The following is a 19,426-nucleotide window of genomic DNA, read 5'->3' on the forward strand; positions in this document are numbered from 1 at the left end:
TCACCTCAGCTTCTAGCTTATAGGAACGGTAAGAAAGTTCCTAGGAGTAAGAGACCAATACTAATCGCAATGATAGCTACAATCAGCTTACCGATAAATTTCCACCAAGTGCCGATATTGATACGTCCAAGTGCCAAAGCCCCCATAACGATACCAGAAGTTGGAGCAACCAGGTTCAGCACACCTGAAGCAGACTGGTAAGCTGTGATGATCAAGCTTGCCTTGACATTGACAAATTCTCCCAAAGGAGCCATGATTCCCATAGTCGCACTGGCCAGACCAGATGATGATGGGATAAGGAAGGACATTGGCAGGTAGAAAATGTAGGTCAAGACGATAAATACTTGTGATGACAGACCACTGAGTCCTTGTTTACCCCAGTTGAGGATAGTATCTGTAATCATACCGTCATTCATGATAACTTGGATACCACGAGCGATTGCTACGATCAGGGCTACGCTAAGCAGGTCAGCTGCACCGTTCATAAAGGCAGAGATAATCTTGTCTTCCTTGAGACCGTAAACAGCGCCAATCAAGATTCCCATGAAGGCAAAGAGCATAGCTCCTTCTGGGAAGTACCAAGTACCCAGTGCAGAAGTAGATGAACCAACAATCTTACCAAGAACTGGAAGACCAGTCAGCCAGGCATTGATGTCCTTAAAGATAGTAATACCGAGACCTGTCCAAGGAATGAAACTTAATACCATAAGGACAAATGTCAAAATGAACAATACTAAGACAATTCTTTGCTTTTTGCTCAGTGTTGACTCAACAGATGAAGAAGTTTCAACGTTGAAGTGTTTCAAATCTTCTTCGCGAGTGCTGTAAACCAGTGACTTGGTCGGATCCTTTTGAATTTTATCTGCATAGCGATAAACAAACCAAGTACTGAGAGCTGTCATGACAAACAAGAAGATGAGACGGAGAGCAATCCCTTCACCGGTACTAACACCAGCAGTCGCTGAAGCGATACCTGTTGCAAATGGATTTAGTGTGGAAGCCAAACATCCGATTTGCGAACCCAGCAGGATAATAGCCACCCCGGTCAGACTGTCAAAACCAACCGCCATCATCACCGGCACCAAAAGCGGATAGAAGGCCATGGTTTCCTCACCCATACCATAGGTAGTACCACCGAGGGCAAAGAGAGGCATCAAGACAACAATCAGCATCTTTTCGCGACCCTTGTACTTCTTAACGATAGAGGCAATTCCCACATCCAAAGCGCCAGTTTCATTGACAACACCAAGGAAACCACCGACCATGAGGATGAAGAAGGCAACATCTATCGCAGCAGTAGTTTCCTTAATCAAGGATCCTTCTTCTGGATGCGTACCCAGCATAGCACGAATCGGTGCCATCAGGACATCCCAAATCCCTTGTGGATTTTGTGGCTGAGGCTGATAAACACCTTTTACAAAAGCCCCAGCCGGGATAATCCAAGTCAGCACTGCCATAATGGCAATGATTATCAACAATACGGTGTAAGATGAAGGCATCTTAAACCCTTTTTTTGTTTTTTCACTCATTTGTATTCCCTCCTAAAAATTTTTTAACGAGGTTACGAACCTGCATTCCCCTGTATGAGCAAACAAGAAAACGCTTACTTTGTTTTTATTTTACCATATTAACATTGAAAAAGCCAGTGTTTTTGAAAATAATCAAAGATTTTCAGGAAAAGACTTGCAGCAGCGACAGAGTTCAGTTGCTGTTGTCTTGCAGTCAGTTCTATGTCTAGCCTTTTTCAATAATCGTGCCGCTTTCAGACTCAATCAGAGCACCAAGATTTTCCAGAGATGTGATAACTGCTTTACCTTCTGGACGGCCATTGACAAAGGCAATAGCTGCTTCTACTTTTGGAAGCATGCTGCCTGGTGCAAATTGTTCTTGCTTGATGTATTCTTCCAACTGAGCAACATTCACATGCTCCAATTTTGCTTGGTCTGGTTTGTTGTAGTTAACAAAGACATAGTCTACACCCGTCAAGACGATGAAAAGGTCTGCATCAACCAACTCTGCCAAGCGCTGAGAAGCAAAGTCCTTGTCAATAACGGCTTCAACACCAGTAAGATGGCCATTGTCTTCCTTGATGACAGGAATCCCGCCGCCACCCGCAGCCACTACTACTTGACCTTGATTCAAAAGCGTACGAATCGTTTCAATTTCCTTGATGTCCACTGGTTTTGGTGAAGCAACGACCTTGCGCCAACCGCGGCCAGCATCCTCTTTGAAAGTCGCTCCGCTCTTTTCAGCTTCCGCTTTTGCTTCTTCCTCTGAGTAGAAGGGACCGATTGGCTTGCTGAGGTTGACAAAAGCTGGATCGTTCTTATCTACCACTACTTGCGTCACAACAGAAGCGACATTCTTTTCGATACCTTCATCCAAGAGAGCATTTTGCAAAGCATTCTGCAGCCAAAACCCAATGCTTCCTTCTGTCATAGCCACAAGAGAGTCTAGTGGGAAAGCAGGATTCTTCTCAGAGTTCGCTGCCAACTGTTGCAGCAGCAAATTCCCTACCTGTGGACCATTTCCATGGGTAATGATAAGATCATCCCCGTTTTTAATCAATTTCACCAAGTGTTTTGCAGTTTCCGCCAAGGCTTGCTGCTGTGCATTCGCTGATGGGTCAGATGAAAGGATGGCATTTCCTCCCAAGGCTACAACGATTTTACGATTTGACATTAAATTCTCCTTAAATGCGCTTCAATGAATGCGCTTCCAATTTATTTTAGTAGATTTTTTAATTTTCAATAAGAAAATGAGCTTTCCTTATCATATAAAAGAGGGCCGGACTAAAGCTATTAGTCGCAGCCCTCATAGCTGTTGGTAGACGGTTTCTTATGTAAGATTATACTTTTGGAATGTAGAGGTTTCCAAGAGTTGCAGCCATAACCGCTTTGATTGTGTGCATACGGTTTTCTGCTTGGTCAAAATGACGAGCATATTTGCTGCGGAAGACTTCGTCTGTTACTTCCATTTCCTCTACGCCAAATTTTTCAGCAACATCTTTACCATAAACAGTATTTGTGTCATGGAAAGCAGGCAAGCAGTGCAAGAAAATCAAGTCTTCGTTATCAGCTTTCTTCACCAAATCCATGTTTACTTGGTATGGTTTCAAAAGAGCGACACGTTCTGCAAACTTGTCTTCTTCACCCATAGATACCCAAACGTCTGTGTAAAGAACATCAGCACCTTTAACTGCTTCATCAGCATCTTCTGTAATCAGCACACGAGCGCCGCTTTCTTTAGCAAAACCTTCTGCCAATTCAACGATTTCTTTTTCTGGGAAGAGTTCTTTTGGTGAGAAGATGTGAACGTTAACGCCAAGGATAGCTCCTGTTACCAGCAAGCTGTTGGCAACGTTGTTACGTCCATCACCACAGTATACCAATGTCAAGCCTTCCAGACGGCCAAAGTTTTCTTGAACAGTCAAGTAGTCAGCCAACATTTGAGTTGGATGCCATTCGTCTGTCAGACCATTCCATACTGGAACACCTGAGAATTCTGCCAATTCTTCTACCATGCGTTGGCTGAAGCCGCGGAATTCAATCCCGTCAAACATACGGCCCAAAACTTTAGCAGTATCTTCTGTAGATTCTTTCTTGCCAAGCTGGATATCGTTAGCACCAAGGTATTCTGGATGTGCCCCTAGGTCAATAGCTGCTGTTGTAAAAGCTGCACGAGTACGAGTAGATGTTTTTTCAAACAAGAGAGCGATATTCTTGCCAGCAAGATAGTGGTGTTGAATATTGCGTTTTTTCAAATCTTTCAAGTGAGCTGAAAGACCGATAAGGTATTCTAACTCAGCACGGCTAAAGTCTTTTTCTGCTAAGAAGCTACGTCCTTGGAATACTGAATGTGTCATTCTATTATTTCCTCTTTCTATTCTTTATGTATTTGTTAGCACTTGTATGCTTAAATTTCTTCACGTTCAAACGGCATAGACATACAGCGTGGTCCACCACGACCGCGAACCAATTCACTTCCGCGGATCTTAATCAAACGCAAGCCGTATTCTTCCAAAATCTTGTTAGTAACTGTATTGCGGTCATACACCACTACCACACCAGGTGCGATGGTCAAGGTGTTAGAACCGTCATTCCATTGCTCACGCGCAGCAGCTACGATATTGCCACCGCCACAGCGAATCAGATGAACTTTTTCCACACCAAGGTTTTCTGCCAAGATTTCTGCCAAATCACCTTTTTCTTCAACAATCTTAAGTTTGTCATCAACATAAGTTACAGAGTAAACGCGAAGATCGCCTTCGATTTCTGGGTGAATCGTGAATTTGTCATAGTCAACCATAGTGAAGACAGTATCCAAGTGCATGAACTTACGGTTGTTGGCAAATTCAAAGGCCAAAACTTTCTTGAAGCCAACATTTTTCTTGAAGATATTGACCAAGAGCTTTTCGATAGAAGCTGCGTCTGTACGTTGTGAAATACCAACTGCCAGCACATCTTTTGAAAGAACCAGTTCGTCCCCACCTTCGATACGTGTGTCTTCTTCACGGTTGTAAACCAAATCTACTTTTCCACCATATACTGGGTGGTATTTGAAGATGTATTTACCGTAGAGAGTTTCACGATTACGAGTATCTGCATACATGTGATTAAGCGATACAGCATTACCAATTGTAGCAAATGGGTCACGTGTGAAGTAAAGGTTTGGCATTGGATCAATAGCGAATGGATAATCAGATTCCACCAAGTCCGTCAAGCCTTTTGCTTCTTCAGGAATTTCTGGCAATTCAACTTTTTGAACTCCTGCCATCGTTTTTTCAACCAACTCTCGGTTATCTTTGATACCACGGAGCAGCTCACGAATAGCCTTCTTGGTTTCACGTCCGCGAATATTGGCTTCTTCCAGATATTCTTCGATGAATTGCTCGCGGATTTCTGGAGAAGTCAGTGACTCAGCAGCCAGCTGCTCAAGATAGAGCACCTCAACTCCTTCATTACGAAGCGCTTGAGCAAAGTTATCATGTTCTTTTTGTGCATCTTCTAAGAAAGGAATATCGTCAAAAAGAAGACGTTCTAAGTAGTCCGGCTGCAAGTTTTCTAACTCCTTGCCAGGACGGTGCAACATAACTTTTTTCAGTTTTCCAATTTCTGAGAAAACACGAATTGGATGTGTAGACATCTACTATCCTCCTTTTTCTTTGCGGTTTAGGTTTTTCTAAGCCCGTTTACATGTACTATTCTAGCATTTAATGCTACCGCTTTCAAGAAAAAAACCACATTACAAATGCCAAATCCTTTGCTTTTTTCTATTTTTATTTTTATAATATTCTTCTTTAAAGCGTTTTCTTTGAATATTTTACGCATTATATTATTTTTGTGAATATTTATTTTTTGAAATAAAATTAGTACACGGTTAATATTAGAATATTTTGAATTTATTAAGCAAAAAAGAAGCTAATCAGAACCGATTAGCTTCCAGCAAGGTATTTCATGAAATACTCTTTCTCTTTAAAAGTTAATTTTTTATGTTGGTATTCAATCCGACCTTCATCTAAGAGCTTTTTCAGAACTTGATTGACCGTTTCCCGAGTTGTGGCTCCTAGCTTAGCCAGTTCTTTCATGCTGATAGGAAAGGGCAGGCTATCTCCTACCTTGCACAAATCCATGCAGAGCAGAGACAAGGACTGAACCACACGCTCGCTGGCACTGGCTGCTACAACATTGCGCAAACGAAGTTCCTGAAATTCCAGAATTTGCGACAGCCGCTTGGTAATAAACAAAAGCTGATCCACACTCTTCTTAGAATATTCTTCAAATAAATCAATAGGAATGGAGAAATATTCGACATTGGTGACAGCGCTGGCTGTATAATGGTAGCACTCATCAAAAAACATACCTCCATAGGGGAAAACACTGTTTTTCTTGACATAATCCATATAAGAAAATGTGTCCGTCGAATCATATTGCTCAATCCTCACATAACCTTGAGACAAGAGGAAAAGACGCTCACGCCGGTCTCCTGCAAAAAAGATAATTTGCCCTTTTGGAATCTTGCGATACTGAATCTCCACAGCTAATTTATCGAAAAGCTCCACTGGCAGATTGACAAAGGCAGGGTGCTGCCGGATAAATTGATAATGCTCCTTGGTAATCATGATAACCCTTTTATTTGATACTTGATACCATTATAGCATAAATCCGCTTACAAATAGAAAATGCTGACTATAAAAGTAAGAAATCCTAACAAAACAAAGAGGTGTGCCCATTTTCTATTCATGGCATTTCTATCAGCTTGTACTTTTTTGGGCAAGTAATTGCCTACAATTATGAAAACCAAAGCAACTAGCATAGTTGCTATTTTACGCACATCAAAACTCTCATTTAAGCCCCGATAAATGGTAGCTAGATACAGCGAAACAAAGGTAAAAGGAAATATCCAGCGAATAAGGTGCTTAAAGGTTCTATTTAAGATATCTTTGGCAATGGTTATCCAGTAAATCATAACTTCTAGTAGCATCATGACAATTGGAAAAGCCGAAACTACTAAAAACTTAGGTAAAAAAGCATTTCCTTTTCCAAATAAGTCAAAGTGAATAGCCAAGTTTTCTGGTAATGTTTGATAGACCCAGATGGCATATAAAACTGGCAAGAGCATGACGCCAAGCGCCCAACCTAATTCTTGAAAACTATTTTTTTTCATTTTCTTTTCCTCCTCCAAGAGATTGAAACCAGGCAAGAATTTCTTCAAAAACAGTGACATCTAAGCTGTAATAAATAAAGTTCTTCTGCTTTTCTTCTATGAGCAGACCGGCTTTCTTTAGCTGAGAGAGGTGGTAGGATACCGTCGCAGGCGTCAGCTCAAAAGCTTGAGCAATTTCCCCAGCAGACTTCGGACCATGCTTGAGCATTTCCAGAATCCCCCTTCGAACTGGGTCAGCTAGAGCTTTAAGCGTTTGACTGATCCCCATGATTGAACCTTTCCTTCAGGTAAACTTTCAAGATTTTCTTGGTCAGAAAGACTAGCGCCACTACCTCTACCAAGAGCAGAGCTTCAACAGCCAGTGGCGGAAGAAAGCCTACCTGAGCCAGAGCAGGCGCTAAGTCAATCAGGGCGTGAAGTCCCAGAGCGGCTAAAAAATACACTGGAGCCTTCTCCTTGACCGCTTTCCAAACCCAGAAGGTCAGAAGGATTTGAATGAGAATAGCCAAGATCCGTTCAAAAGCCAAAAGATAGATGCTGCCAGCGTTCATGGAACGGACATTGTCAATAATTGCTTGAGGAATTTGAGCCAGCGTCTGAGCATTCCCCTGAGTCACTACTTGAGCTATAACCCAAAAGTTTAAGAGACTGACAATACCAACAAACAGAGCCTCAATACCACCATGCCCCAAGCCATAGGCTATACCATCCCTAAAGGTCAGTGGGCGCTTCTTTTGCAACCAGTAAAAGATGACCCAGCGGGCTGTTTCTTCAAAAATAGCTGCCGCAGCAATAGCATAAAGAACGTATAGCCAAGGATTTTCCGTCTGCAAAGCGATAGTTCCATCAGCCTGAGGTTGTAAGACGATACGGTGCAAGATATTTTCCAGAACCTGACTAGACAGATAAAAGCCAACTCCCCCTAAAAGGAAAACTAGCAGAGAAATGTGCTTGGTCTTTTTAAAATAAACCAAAGGAACAAGGACTGTCCCTAAAATCAGCAGCATAGCAATCAAGATATGAATGGAAATCATCGTTTTTTCTCCTAAACTGTTTTGGTTTTTTTCTAAATAGATTATACATCTTTCCTTTCTTTCTGTCAAATCTATTTCGAATTTTTTCTAAATAGCTTTTATAAAAAATTGCTCAGTGACTAATTAAACAGAGCAGAATGAAGTAATTAGAACATCTTCTAAATAGATTGTAACACTTCTCTTTCAAAAAAGCAAGAGGTATTTTGGTTTTTTTCTAAATAGCTATCAAAAAATCTAGCCTGTCTAGACTAGATTGCTCTTAGTTCATATTAACCCGATGCCATTCATTGATGACGTAGGCTAACTGACCAACTTGCTCAATTCCGACACCACTGATCTCATCACTGGCCTCGGTGCTACCACCTAAATAAGCCGTATAGAGAGCTATAATATAGGGCTTCTCTTCCATAACTAATGCATCCACATTGAGCGCCTCACGAACATATCCAGGCTTTTGATAGATGGTAATGTCACGCAGATAGCGCTTATAGTATTCACCTGGGAAGGATTTGCCTATATAATAAAGGATATCCTTGTACTTTTCCTGATTTTTAGACAAATACTCAAGGACCTGAATATAGTAGTCCGTCGTGGTCTTATTATTCTCCCGGCTGATCGTCTTAATATCAGCCTTGGACTGACCGTAGCGACTAAACATATCATAGGCCTTTTCCATGCCGCCTAGACGCTCTGCTAAAGCGTAGGCTGGAGTATTTTCAGAATAAACCAAAGAATATTCCTGCATATCTGAAATACTCATTGCACCATTAAAAGCTCCGACATAGTTATCATGCTCGCCCCTATATTCATAGTTTGTATTGGTAATATCAAACCGCTCGTCCATAGAAAGTTTGCCGGCAGCAACCTCATCTACTACCAGCATATTGAGAGGGAGCTTGTAGGTCGATCCCGCAGTCATAGGCTGGGTATCATTCATTGCAAAGGTCTTGCCAGTCGTCAAATCCTTATATGAAAATGCAACCTGGGAGGGTTCAATTCCCATTTCAGTCATATAAGCCTGAATGACCTGAGTCAAATCCAAATTTGCATAGTCAAATCGAAGTCCTAAAGCATCCATAGTCGGGCCGTCCGCCTCCATGACCTTCTGCTTCTCCTCTGGACTTTTTTCAACTGGCTTGGGCTTTTCTTCAACTGGTTTGGAATCAGGCTTGACTTTCTCCTCCTCCTGTTCTTGCTCGCCAGACTTTGCAAGTTGGGCAGCCTCTTGTGTTTTCTTTTCAATAGCCTTATTTCGTTGGGTTATAAAAAGGAAGATGAAGCCCAGCAGACAAAGACAAGAAAGGACAGCTACGATAATCGTTACAATTTTTTTACTCAAAACATTTCTCCTAGCATTTGTATTATAAAAAATTATGAGGAAAATAACAAGTGAAATCCAGAAAAAAGGCATTTTAAGCATCAAAAAAGGCAAATCATTAATCGATTCGCCTTTTTATCTATTGAAACTGCCTGTTTATTTAGCAGCAGCGTAAAGTTCGTCAACCTTTTTCCAATTAATAACTGAGAAGAAAGCTTGAATGTAGTTCGGACGAAGATTGCGGTATTTCACATAGTAAGCATGTTCCCAAACATCCAGTCCCAAGATTGGAGTTTTACCTTCTGAAATAGGAGTATCCTGATTTGCTGTTGAAGTTACTTCCAACTTGCCTTCTTTGTTGACAACCAACCAAGCCCAGCCAGAACCAAAACGAGTTGTAGCCGCTGCAGTAAAAGCTGCTTTAAAGTCTTCAAATGATCCAAAAGTAGCTTCAATATCTGCTGCCAACTCTGCAGATGGTGATGTTTCTGCTGGTGTCATCAATTCCCAGAAAAGAGCGTGGTTAAGATGTCCACCACCGTTGTTGATGACTGCCTGACGGATATCAGCTGGAATAGACTCCACATCAGCCAATAATTTTTCCAAGTCTTCACCGATTTCAGGATGTTTTTCAAGCGCAGCATTAACATTCGTTACATAGGTATTGTGGTGCTTGTCATGATGCAAGTGCATTGTTTCTTCATCAATGTAAGGCTCTAACGCATCGTAAGCGTAAGGAAGATCAGGTAAGATAATTGCCATTTGATAGACCTCTTTTTCTATATGATTATAAAAATGATAACGCAATCATTAGAATTTTTCAACTATTTTGCTTGTAACTCACCCGTCGCAATCTTGAGCAGAGCCAAATCAAACAGGTAATCTTTATCATACAGCCCCGACTTAATCTGGTAGTCTGTTTCGATTAGACAGGCCATAGTCTTTTTAAGAAAGGCTAAACTCAGTGAACGAGCATCCTTTAAAGCAAACTTGACTTGATAAGGATTGACCTTGCGACCTAGATAATCGGACAAATCAGACACAATCTGACTCTCAGCTCTTCCATTTTCTGCTAAAACCTTAACCTGCGTAAAGATACGAAACTGCCCCAGCATAATGGCAATAAGCTTGATTTCATCCTCACCTTGAAGAGTCAAATCTCGCATCAAGCTTCTGGCCTCATCAATCTTCTGCTGTAAAATCAGCTGGGTCAGATCAAAAATATTATCCTGAAGGGTCTTGGGAATGGCCTCGGCAATGTCTTCTAAACCAATCTGACCGGACTCTTTATATCCTTTCAGAAAGGCTAAATTTTTACTAACTTCACTGAACTGAAAACCTGATTTCAGCAGCAACTGGTCGAAAGCTGTCGGAGCAAATTGTAATCCTTCTGTCTGCGCTTCCTTGCTGAAATAAGCCCGCAGATCTGCTTCCTTGAGTTCTGCAGCCTCAAAAATTTTCCCGTCCCGTTTCAGCAGTTTGACCAGACGGCGCTTGCTATCCAATTTGCCTTCTGCAAAGATAACCAGACGAGTTGTATCCGCTGGATTTTCCAGATAATTTTCAAAAGATTTGAGTTCTTCATCAGTCAGATAGCGCTTCTTGGCTGTTGTCAAATCAGCAAAATGGTCCAAAATTACGATTTTTTCATCCGCAAAAAAAGGCAGACTGACCAAGTCCAACTCCACATCCTGATAGTTTGCTTCTTTCATATCAAAAATAGCAGTGTTCAAATCGCCCGGTTGAAACTGAATCTGGCGGAGAAACTGCTCCTTCAACAACTCAAACTGACCCAAGTCATCTCCAGCCAAAATGGTCAAAGCAGGAAGGTTGCTTGGCGTGATTTTTTTAATTTCCTCAATAGCTAACACAGAAAGTCTCCCCTACTTTATATTTCTTGTCAATTTTTTTCATGTATTGATTGTAACAAAAAAGAGTCGGAAAGTCTGTTATTTTCTTTGCAAACAAAATCTAATTTTTGAATAGATCTGCTATATAAATAGAAACTGTTACTAGCTTCATTTTTCTTTGTTCTAAAAAACTATCAATGTCCAGTTCTGTTCAAGATTTTCTACGAGCGATAGAACAAAAAGAGCTGGAAAAATTCCAACTCTTCTTTGTTTATTCTTGGTTTTCAGTTGCATCCTCTACACTGTTTTCAGCTGGTATAGAAGCTTGCTCCTCTTGAACTGATGAAACAAAAGGATTATCCTGAACAGGTGCTTGAGTTCCAAAATCCTGAGGTGTTGACTGCTCAGGTGTTTCAGCAGTAAATGGATTTTGAACTGGTTCTGCTTGCTCCACTGCCTGACTTTGATCAGAAACAGGTTGTTGTGGCTGTTGACCAAATTGCTGATCTTGGAAACCACCTTGCTGTGGTTGTTGGCCAAATGGTTGGTTTTGGACTGGTTGCTGTGGTTGTTGACCAAACTGCTGGCCTTGGAAACCACCTTGTTGTGGTTGTTGGCCAAATGGTTGATTTTGAACAGGTTGTTGTGGTTGTTGACCAAATGATTGGTTTTGGACTGGTTGCTGTGGTTGTTGACCAAATTGTTGTCCTTGGAAATCACCTTGCTGTGACTGTTGGCCAAACTGTTGATTTTGAACAGGTTGTTGTGACTGACCAAACTGTTGTCCTTGGAAACCGCCTTGTTGTGATTGCTGACCAAACTGTTGTCCTTGGAAACCACCTTGTTGTGGTTGTTTTTCATAGTTTAAACCTTGATTGTATGACTGTTGGCCAAACTGTTGTCCTTGGAAGTTTTGCTGGCCATATTGCTGACCGTATGAATTTCCAACCATTTCAGGCTTAGATCCTTGACAAAGCAAAACAATCAAAGCAATAAAACATGGAAAAGATACTATTCCTGCAATAATATTTAGACCAGGAATAAGGATTGCAATGGACGGACCAATAGCCAAAAATAGGAAAGCCCAATGATAACCAGCATCCCGTAGACGGCGAACTATAATTGCCATGCTAGGAACTAAGATAGCTAAATAATAAATCAGTAGGATAAACCAAAAAATGACAGCAAATCCTGCCCCAGCCAAGAATCCTGATGGATCTGGTTCATATCCATAAGCTGCGTCCTGAGCTATAGAAAAAATACTTCCTAGTGCAGAAACCCAGATAATGATAAACAATGGTACGATAATAATCATGTGACACAAAAATGCCCACCAGTAGTCTGACCGACTGGAACGACCTGAAAAATCGGCATAGTGTGTCCAGAATTTTTTATATGCAGCAAACATAGAATTCTCCTCTATAATTTTTTTATCCCCATTATCTTATCACAAATGCATAAATAAATCAATATGACTTCCTGACTGAAGCTAAATGGACATGAGAAAAAAGTATCAGTTGGCATCTTTAACGCAGCTATCAACGAACCGTTTCAATCCTCCAGGAATTCCAACCAGTAAACCGAATGGCCCCCTGCTGGTCAGTTCGATAGATGGCTGTATTAAACTTCTCAAATCTTTGCAAAGTTTCCTGATGCGGATGTCGATAACGATTATTCTGGCCGGCTGATATTAAGGCAAGCTTCGGCTGAATTTGCTCTAAAAACTCTGGACTGGAAGATCCTTTGGAACCATGGTGTCCTGCTTTTAAGACATCTGCTGTCAGCTGAGGGAAGCGCTGCAGCAGTTCGGTTTCTCCTTGCTTTTCCAAATCACCTGTAAACAAAAATTTTGTCTGAAAGAACTCCCCATAGAGTACAATCGAATCATCATTTCCACCGTCGCCTGTTCCACTAGGATAGAGAACCTGCAAAGCTGAGTCAAATACCGGAATCTCATCTCCTACTTCTACGACATGGACAGAAGTTTCTATCTGATCCAGCTTTTGAACAAAATCAGGCTGAGTCAGACTTCCTTTGGAAACGTAGATTTCCTTGATAGAAAAATGCTTGGCCACCTCTAGCATATCGCCCATGTGGTCGGTATCGGTATGAGTCAAGACCAATACATCCAGACTAGCAACACCACGACTTTTGAGATAGGGAATTACGGTCTTTTCTGCATTGGATGAAGTCTGTCGCTCCTGCCAAGCCTCTTTCTTTCCTATCTCGACTCGCCCTCCTACATCAATCAAAACCGTCCTGCCTCGCCAGTCCCTGAGAAAAATGCTATCTCCCTGACCAATATCCACTACTGTGATCTCGTTTTGCAGCGGATGCTTTGTTAGAAAAAATAAGAGAAGAGTAAGCAAACTAAAAGATAAAAGCCAGCTTTTCTTTCTCCGAAAGTCATAGATTAAAGCCAAAACCAAAAGCAGAGCGAACAGTAACCAGAGGTTGGGCTTTCCAAAAATCAAAGGGCGCGGAGCAAAATCAGCTACCCAACGAATCACATCTTCAAGTAACTCAAAGAAGAAATTGACTTGAGTGATTTTTAAAAGTGGTGACAAAATAAAAATGAGGGTTAAGCCTGGCAGCATCAGCAGGTCAAAGAGTAGTGAAAATAAAAAAGTTAAAATCACGGACCAAGGCTGAAATTCAGAAAAATAGTAGATTAGTATAGGCAAAATCCCCAATGAAATAGTCAGACTTTCCGCTAAAAGCTTACGAATCGGCGGTAACTTTTCAAAATCCATCATAGAAATCAAAAAGGCATAGGCGCAGGACAAGACACCGCCTGCTGTCAGAAGAAAATTGGGCATGATGATAAAGAGAATCATCAGTGTCAGAGCAAAATTATCTAATCTGGTCAATCCTTGCTGGACCAACAATTTCTGAACTAAGCTTCTGACGACAGAAACAGAAAAGCCCGTCAGTCCAGCATAGATAAATGAAAGAGGCAGCTGCAAGGCGTTTACTGTCTCCCTCTTCATCCCCAAACGTAGAAGAATCCTGCGAAAACCATCCAAAAAGAAACCTACCTGCATACCAGACAAGGCAAACAAGTGGATGATACCCAAGCTAGAATACAGATTGCTCATTTCCGCAAACTCCGTATCCAAGTCACCAAACAAGAGTCCAGTCATATAATGACTCATCGGGCTGGGAAAATTACTTCGAATATAGACCAGCGCTTTTCTGCGCCAGACAGACAGCCAATCCAGTGGATTCAGGCTGGAAATTGGTCTTAGTGACTGAATCTTATTGATTTTTAAGGTACGATAAATCCCCTGACTCTTTAAATAAGCCTGATAGTCAAAGCCCGAAAAATTTCGTTGTTGCTGGGCCTGTTCAAACTCTCCTTCAATATCAAGTACGACCAAATCTGTCAAATGCTGAAAAGCTTTCTTTTCACTGGCTGATTTGATCTTGTAGAAGACCTGATAAAGCCGACCGTCCGTTCGCCCTCGAAAGGATAGGGAATCTCCATTGACTTTGATCGTATCCGGCAAAACTTGAACCGAGCTAGCTGAAGGAGGTTCCTGCCTAAAGGCCTGCTCTGCCATTTCCCGACGAAGCAAGAAAAAGAGGACAAAAAGGGACAGGAACGCCAAGGCAGCTAGACTTTTTTTGAGAGGATAGCTGAAAAAGAGACGAAGCAGAAGGGCACCCAGCCCAAAATAAGCCAAAGAACTTCCAGAATAGACTGCAAAATAGGCCCATACAAGGATGAAAGCCAGATAGATAGGGGTGAGGGGTAGCTTTTTAATCCACTGTGACATATTCTTTCAGCTTTTCTAAGGTCTTATCTCCAATCCCTGACACTTTTTTCAGATCATCTACTGACTTGAAGCGGCCATTGCTTTCGCGGTAGGCTATGATGTCAGAAGCCCGCTTCTGTCCGATGCCTGAAATAGTCTGCAATTCAGCCTCTGTCGCCGTATTTAGATTGACCTTTTCCGACTTTCCACCACTGGCACCAGCAGAATCAGAAGCTCCTGCTTGATGCTGGCCAGTCTGTGTGACATCAGCTCCTTCTTCACCAATCTTTGCCACATAGATTACTGCTTCATCCGTTAATTTTTGCGCCTGATTGATGGACTTAGCTTCGGCATCTGCTGTCAATCCGCCAGCTTTTTGGATGGCTTCATGGACTCTCGCTCCCGCTCTCAGCTCATAGACACCAGGATTCTTAACTGCTCCCTTAATATCCACAGTGACCTGATCGCTTTCCTCTTCGTCCGCCTTAGCCTTAGAAAGAACTTTTTCACTCTCTTCATCAGCTGAGCTGGATGAGGAAGTTATTTCTTGACTCAAGGCGGCCACCTGATTTTGCGGTTGGTGATTTCCTTTGATGAGGAAAAAGCCACCTAGCACAGCGCCAACTACTACCAGACCGACAAAGAGCTTGTATTCTTTTAGCTTTTCAATGATTTCTTCAAGCATATTTTTCTCCTTTGTCTTTTTATTCGTAAAAGATTGCAAAAAAATAAAACAAGCCGAGAATATTTTTAGCTTGTCATATTTTAAAATCTTTATTTTGCAAGTAGTCGTATAGATAGAAGGAGCATTGATGAAAATAGGAGCTGTAATATCAGTCTGCTTTGCTTATCCTGTATATCCAAGCTTCTAACTTTTGAGCTCTGCTATGTAAAAAAGCCAGATTTGCCAAAAGAAAAGCCATCACTAGCGCGCTTAGAATCAGAAGCAGCGGCCAAGAAACTGACTGCTGACATAGATAAAGGATAAAGACTAAGATGAGTATAGGAAAAGTCGTCAAAGCTGTGAAGCCGCCCGGTACCCAGCGACGAAAGCGAAACACTTGCATGATATGGCCTAGCAGATGGAGGGTATGACAGAAGCCAATAGCCAAAGCTAGCTCGGGAATGCGAAATAGAATGGCAAGCAACAAAAGGATAAAGGCCAGCAGAAATTCCTCCGCAATCATCAGAGCTATACTTTCAGCAGAAAGATAACTTCCTCTTCTGGCAATAAACATCTCCTTTTGATAGTCTTGATGTTCTTGATTCTGAGAAATCCAAGGCCGAATCAGGATAATCTCATCAAACTCGTGCAGCATAAACAGTGATAAGGTTACAAAAGATAAAAAAGCAAGAGACATAGCATCCTCCTTATAAAACATACCAACATTATAACTCACTTGCATAAAAAAATCAGCTCCCAAGCAAGATTGCTCAGCAAGCTGATTAGTCTCTTATTTTCTGTGCTTATCCGGATCCCAGACAAAGCTAGCAAAAAAGCTGAAAATGATGGTCAAAATTCCAATCAAAATAGCAGGAATAAAGACAAAGGCACGTAAAATCCGTAAGAAGATATTGCCTTTCTTTTGTGTCTGGTAAAGGGCCACTTCAGCATCCAGACGATCAAACTCCGAATGAATACGGCGAGCTACTTCCTCAACTCCCTCATCATTCATCTTCTTAATGTCTGAAATATCAATTGGATTACCAAAATTCATGTCCACGCGCTCTCCAGCTGCCAAGCCTTTGAGGCTCATGGGACCAGCATAGACTACTGGCATGATACGGACCTTAGCCATCTTAGCAATCACTGCTACTCCTCCCTTGACATCCGTAGAATGGCGGCTTCCGCTTGGGAACATAATCAGAGAACGATTGCTCTTTTTCAGCATATTAACAGGGTACTTGATAGCTGACGGACCAGGATTTTCCCGGTCGATAGGAAAAGCACCACACATGCGAATCCACCAGCCGAACACGCGATTTTCAAAAAGCTGTTTCTTGGCCATGAAAATGAACTGCTTAGGCTTGGTCGCAAAAGCCATGTAAACTGGATCCCACCATGTCCGGTGAGGGGCAACCAAGATATAATTTTCATCTTTTGAAGGAATCTTTTCTTTATTGTGGTAATGCGCATTGCCGTTTAAGGTCCACAGGATAAAAATCACTAAACCTCGCAAATAAGTATAAAACATAAACTCTCCTTATTTCAAACTGTGATTGTACTTGAAATTTATTACATCCTTTCCCATTATACCCTATACCCTTATAGTCTGCAATATTTTTCTAAACTTTGGCTGTAACAGCTGATTCTGATAGCCATTTCCATAAAAAAATGGTATCATTAATCTCATGAATAAGAAAGAATTAATTGGTTTAAACCAAACCCAAGTAGATGAAAAGATTTCGCAGGGCTTAACCAACGATTTTACAAGTGACACCAGCACCAGTAACTGGCAAATCGTTAAGCGGAATGTTTTCACCCTTTTTAATGCCCTTAACTTTGTTATTGCTCTAGCCTTGGTCTCTGTCCAAGCCTGGAGCAATCTGGTCTTCTTCGCTGTTATCAGCTTTAATGCTGTCACTGGTATTATTACGGAACTGCGAGCCAAACACATGATTGACAAGCTCAATCTGGTCAGCCGAGAGCTGGTCACAGTCATCCGCGCCGGCCAGGAAGTCAAGATTCAGCCAGAAGAAATTGTACTGGGTGACCTGATCAAGCTGTCAGCCGGCGAGCAAATTCCCAGTGATGCCCGTGTAGTAGAGGGTGTTGCCGAGGCCAATGAAGCCATGCTGACAGGTGAGAGTGACTTGGTTCTCAAGGAAGAAGGCGCTGAGTTGCTGTCTGGTAGCTTTCTGGCTAGTGGGCAGATCTATGCTGAGGTGCACCATGTCGGCGCAGATAACTATGCCAACAAGCTTATGACTGAGGCTAAAACCCTCAAGCCTATCAACTCGCGCATTCTTTACAATCTTGCGAAAATTTCCCGCTTTACTGGAAAAATCATCATTCCTTTCGGATTGGCTCTCTTCTTTGAAGCCTTGATGATAAAGGGACTGCCTGTCAAGAACTCTGTCATTACCAGCTCGACAGCTCTTTTGGGTATGCTACCTAAGGGAATCGCTCTGCTGACAGTCACGTCACTCCTGACAGCTGTCATCAAGCTAGGTATGCGCAAGGTTCTTGTTCAGGAAATGTATTCTGTTGAAACTCTGGCCCGGGTGGATACTCTCTGCCTGGACAAGACCGGTACAATTACCCAAGGTAAGATGACTGTTGAAGCCTTGCATAGTCTGTCAGATAAGTTTTCTGATGAGACCGTCGGTCAAATCTTAGCTGCCTATATCCAAACCAGCGAGGATAATAACCCAACAGCCCAGGCTATCCGCAAGGGCTACGGCCATCTGGACCATGCCTATACTAGCGACAATGTCATCCCATTTTCTAGTGACCGAAAATGGGGCGCTATGCATTTATCCAGTGTCGGAACTATCTTTCTGGGGGCACCCGAAATGCTGCTGGACAGCAATCCTGCAGCGGTTGGAGAGGCTCAAAAACGCGGTTCACGGGTTTTAGTACTAGCCCACAGCGACCAAGTGCTAAACAAACACAGTATCCAACTGCCTGAAGATATGACCGCTCTGGCTGTCCTGGAAATCACTGACCCTATTCGTGAGGGAGCAGCCGAGACACTGGACTACCTGCGCTCTCAGGATGTTGATTTGAAAATCATCTCTGGCGACAATCCTGTGACCGTTTCCCATATCGCAAGCCAGGCTGGATTTGCCAACTACGACAGCTACATCGACTGCTCTAAAATCAGCGACCAAGAACTGATTGAGCAAGCTGAAGAAACGGCCATCTTTGGCCGTGTTTCTCCCCATCAGAAGAAGCTGCTCATCCAGACTCTTAAGGCCGCTGGTCGGACAACAGCCATGACGGGAGATGGGGTTAATGATATCTTGGCCTTGCGTGAAGCAGACTGTTCCATCGTCATGGCCGAAGGCGACCCCGCAACTCGGCAAATTGCCAACTTGGTCCTTCTTAACTCCGACTTTAACGATGTCCCTGAGATTCTTTTTGAAGGCCGCCGAGTTGTTAACAATATCGGCCGGATTGCTCCGATTTTCTTCATCAAGACCATATACTCCTTTATCCTGGCTATCATCTGTATCGCCAGTATCCTGCTAGGAAAATCTGAATACCTCTTGATTTTCCCATTCATTCCGATTCAAATCACCTTGATTGACCAGTTTGTCGAAGGTTTCCCACCCTTTGTCCTCACCTTTGAGCGCAATATTAAGCCGGTTGAAAAGCACTTCCTCAAACGCTCCCTGCAGCTGGCTCTGCCAAGCTCCCTCATGATTGTCTTCAGCGTGCTATTTGTCCGCATCTGGGGCAGCAGCCATGGCTGGAGTGACATAGAAATGTCCACCCTGACCTACTACTTGCTAGGCAGCATCAGCTTCCTGTCCGTCATTAGGGCCTGTCTGCCACTCAACCTCTGGCGCAGCCTGCTCATTATCTTTTCTGTCTTTGGCTTCTATCTATCAGCCTTTGTCCTGCAGCACCTTTTGGAAATTGCAACGCTGACAGCCGCAACTTTGCCAGTCTATCTGATTCTCATGGTCATTTTCGGACTTGTCTTTGTTGCCTGCACCATTAAGCAGAAATACAGATTTGATTAAGGACTAGCTAAAATAGAATCAGCATTTAAGCTCATGGAAACATGCGAGAATCCTCGCATGTTTTTTTGATTGTGCAAAAACTTCCCATATCCCTTTGGAATCCTTGCT

At 42.4% G+C, this 19,426-nt stretch carries 17 protein-coding genes; 1 reads left to right on the top strand and 16 read right to left on the bottom strand.

Annotation, left to right across the window (positions count from 1 at the left end; genetic code table 11):
• Nucleotides 1-17 precede the first annotated feature (17 nt).
• From K4H96_RS02470 to K4H96_RS02545, 16 genes are all read right to left on the bottom strand, one after another.
• Nucleotides 18-1,529 (bottom strand): YfcC family protein, encoded by a 1,512-nt coding sequence (locus K4H96_RS02470; protein WP_223337543.1) that lies wholly within the window; start codon nucleotides 1,527-1,529, stop codon nucleotides 18-20.
• A gap of 205 nt (nucleotides 1,530-1,734) precedes the next feature.
• Nucleotides 1,735-2,682: a carbamate kinase gene (gene arcC / locus K4H96_RS02475; protein WP_223337542.1), complete on the bottom strand. Its 948-nt coding sequence runs from the start codon at nucleotides 2,680-2,682 to the stop codon at nucleotides 1,735-1,737.
• A 166-nt stretch (nucleotides 2,683-2,848) separates the two neighbouring features.
• Complete coding sequence (gene argF, locus K4H96_RS02480; RefSeq protein WP_002925466.1) at nucleotides 2,849-3,865, bottom strand: ornithine carbamoyltransferase; 1,017 nt, start codon at nucleotides 3,863-3,865, stop codon at nucleotides 2,849-2,851.
• A 50-nt stretch (nucleotides 3,866-3,915) separates the two neighbouring features.
• Nucleotides 3,916-5,145 (bottom strand): arginine deiminase, encoded by a 1,230-nt coding sequence (arcA, locus tag K4H96_RS02485; protein ID WP_125356513.1) that lies wholly within the window; start codon nucleotides 5,143-5,145, stop codon nucleotides 3,916-3,918.
• A 289-nt stretch (nucleotides 5,146-5,434) separates the two neighbouring features.
• On the bottom strand, nucleotides 5,435-6,121 hold the full coding sequence (locus K4H96_RS02490) for a Crp/Fnr family transcriptional regulator (protein WP_002912020.1): 687 nt from the start codon (nucleotides 6,119-6,121) through the stop codon (nucleotides 5,435-5,437).
• A 47-nt stretch (nucleotides 6,122-6,168) separates the two neighbouring features.
• Nucleotides 6,169-6,666 (bottom strand): DUF1648 domain-containing protein, encoded by a 498-nt coding sequence (locus tag K4H96_RS02495; RefSeq protein ID WP_223337540.1) that lies wholly within the window; start codon nucleotides 6,664-6,666, stop codon nucleotides 6,169-6,171.
• Nucleotides 6,653-6,934, bottom strand: coding sequence for an autorepressor SdpR family transcription factor (locus K4H96_RS02500; protein WP_223337539.1), 282 nt, complete (start codon nucleotides 6,932-6,934; stop codon nucleotides 6,653-6,655). Before K4H96_RS02500 ends, K4H96_RS02495 begins: the two co-directional genes overlap by 14 nt.
• Nucleotides 6,912-7,700: a YhfC family intramembrane metalloprotease gene (locus tag K4H96_RS02505; protein WP_223337538.1), complete on the bottom strand. Its 789-nt coding sequence runs from the start codon at nucleotides 7,698-7,700 to the stop codon at nucleotides 6,912-6,914. The genes K4H96_RS02500 and K4H96_RS02505 overlap by 23 nt, the downstream gene beginning before the upstream one ends.
• Nucleotides 7,701-7,959: 259 nt before the next feature.
• The gene (locus K4H96_RS02510) at nucleotides 7,960-9,039 is read right to left on the bottom strand and encodes a serine hydrolase (protein ID WP_317628000.1); all 1,080 of its coding nucleotides are present in this window, start codon (nucleotides 9,037-9,039) and stop codon (nucleotides 7,960-7,962) included.
• Between the two features lie 135 nt (nucleotides 9,040-9,174).
• Nucleotides 9,175-9,780, bottom strand: a complete 606-nt coding sequence (gene sodA, locus K4H96_RS02515) for a superoxide dismutase SodA (protein WP_002896081.1) — start codon at nucleotides 9,778-9,780, stop codon at nucleotides 9,175-9,177.
• Between the two features lie 62 nt (nucleotides 9,781-9,842).
• On the bottom strand, nucleotides 9,843-10,889 hold the full coding sequence (holA, locus tag K4H96_RS02520; protein WP_223337537.1) for a DNA polymerase III subunit delta: 1,047 nt from the start codon (nucleotides 10,887-10,889) through the stop codon (nucleotides 9,843-9,845).
• A gap of 250 nt (nucleotides 10,890-11,139) precedes the next feature.
• The gene (locus tag K4H96_RS02525) at nucleotides 11,140-12,276 is read right to left on the bottom strand and encodes a DUF805 domain-containing protein (protein WP_223337536.1); all 1,137 of its coding nucleotides are present in this window, start codon (nucleotides 12,274-12,276) and stop codon (nucleotides 11,140-11,142) included.
• Nucleotides 12,277-12,406: 130 nt separating this feature from the next.
• Nucleotides 12,407-14,647, bottom strand: a complete 2,241-nt coding sequence (locus K4H96_RS02530; RefSeq protein WP_223337535.1) for a DNA internalization-related competence protein ComEC/Rec2 — start codon at nucleotides 14,645-14,647, stop codon at nucleotides 12,407-12,409.
• A complete protein-coding gene (locus tag K4H96_RS02535) occupies nucleotides 14,631-15,311 on the bottom strand; it encodes a helix-hairpin-helix domain-containing protein (RefSeq protein WP_223337534.1) in 681 nt (226 codons plus the stop codon). The genes K4H96_RS02530 and K4H96_RS02535 overlap by 17 nt, the downstream gene beginning before the upstream one ends.
• Nucleotides 15,312-15,459: 148 nt before the next feature.
• The gene (locus K4H96_RS02540; RefSeq protein ID WP_223337533.1) at nucleotides 15,460-16,008 is read right to left on the bottom strand and encodes an HXXEE domain-containing protein; all 549 of its coding nucleotides are present in this window, start codon (nucleotides 16,006-16,008) and stop codon (nucleotides 15,460-15,462) included.
• Nucleotides 16,009-16,080: 72 nt separating this feature from the next.
• The gene (locus K4H96_RS02545; protein WP_223337532.1) at nucleotides 16,081-16,821 is read right to left on the bottom strand and encodes a lysophospholipid acyltransferase family protein; all 741 of its coding nucleotides are present in this window, start codon (nucleotides 16,819-16,821) and stop codon (nucleotides 16,081-16,083) included.
• A 157-nt stretch (nucleotides 16,822-16,978) separates the two neighbouring features.
• Between K4H96_RS02545 and K4H96_RS02550 the strand changes: the two genes are divergently transcribed.
• Complete coding sequence (locus K4H96_RS02550) at nucleotides 16,979-19,318, top strand: cation-translocating P-type ATPase (RefSeq protein ID WP_125338231.1); 2,340 nt, start codon at nucleotides 16,979-16,981, stop codon at nucleotides 19,316-19,318.
• The last annotated feature ends 108 nt before the right edge of the window (nucleotides 19,319-19,426 follow it).

The sequence above is a fragment of the Streptococcus sanguinis genome, assembly GCF_020729765.1.
Lineage (GTDB): Bacteria > Bacillota > Bacilli > Lactobacillales > Streptococcaceae > Streptococcus > Streptococcus sanguinis_Q.

Bases quoted from the DNA above. Each gene is read 5' to 3' on its own strand.
- K4H96_RS02540 (WP_223337533.1), bottom strand. From the start codon at position 16,008: ATGTTTTATAAGGAGGATGCTATGTCTCTTGCTTTTTTATCTTTTGTA.
- K4H96_RS02525 (WP_223337536.1), bottom strand. From the start codon at position 12,276: ATGTTTGCTGCATATAAAAAATTCTGGACACACTATGCCGATTTTTCA.
- K4H96_RS02530 (WP_223337535.1), bottom strand. From the start codon at position 14,647: ATGTCACAGTGGATTAAAAAGCTACCCCTCACCCCTATCTATCTGGCT.
- arcC (WP_223337542.1), bottom strand. From the start codon at position 2,682: ATGTCAAATCGTAAAATCGTTGTAGCCTTGGGAGGAAATGCCATCCTT.
- K4H96_RS02500 (WP_223337539.1), bottom strand. From the start codon at position 6,934: ATGGGGATCAGTCAAACGCTTAAAGCTCTAGCTGACCCAGTTCGAAGG.
- K4H96_RS02550 (WP_125338231.1), top strand. From the start codon at position 16,979: ATGAATAAGAAAGAATTAATTGGTTTAAACCAAACCCAAGTAGATGAA.
- K4H96_RS02535 (WP_223337534.1), bottom strand. From the start codon at position 15,311: ATGCTTGAAGAAATCATTGAAAAGCTAAAAGAATACAAGCTCTTTGTC.
- K4H96_RS02545 (WP_223337532.1), bottom strand. From the start codon at position 16,821: ATGTTTTATACTTATTTGCGAGGTTTAGTGATTTTTATCCTGTGGACC.
- K4H96_RS02495 (WP_223337540.1), bottom strand. From the start codon at position 6,666: ATGAAAAAAAATAGTTTTCAAGAATTAGGTTGGGCGCTTGGCGTCATG.
- K4H96_RS02505 (WP_223337538.1), bottom strand. From the start codon at position 7,700: ATGATTTCCATTCATATCTTGATTGCTATGCTGCTGATTTTAGGGACA.
- argF (WP_002925466.1), bottom strand. From the start codon at position 3,865: ATGACACATTCAGTATTCCAAGGACGTAGCTTCTTAGCAGAAAAAGAC.
- arcA (WP_125356513.1), bottom strand. From the start codon at position 5,145: ATGTCTACACATCCAATTCGTGTTTTCTCAGAAATTGGAAAACTGAAA.
- K4H96_RS02470 (WP_223337543.1), bottom strand. From the start codon at position 1,529: ATGAGTGAAAAAACAAAAAAAGGGTTTAAGATGCCTTCATCTTACACC.
- K4H96_RS02490 (WP_002912020.1), bottom strand. From the start codon at position 6,121: ATGATTACCAAGGAGCATTATCAATTTATCCGGCAGCACCCTGCCTTT.
- sodA (WP_002896081.1), bottom strand. From the start codon at position 9,780: ATGGCAATTATCTTACCTGATCTTCCTTACGCTTACGATGCGTTAGAG.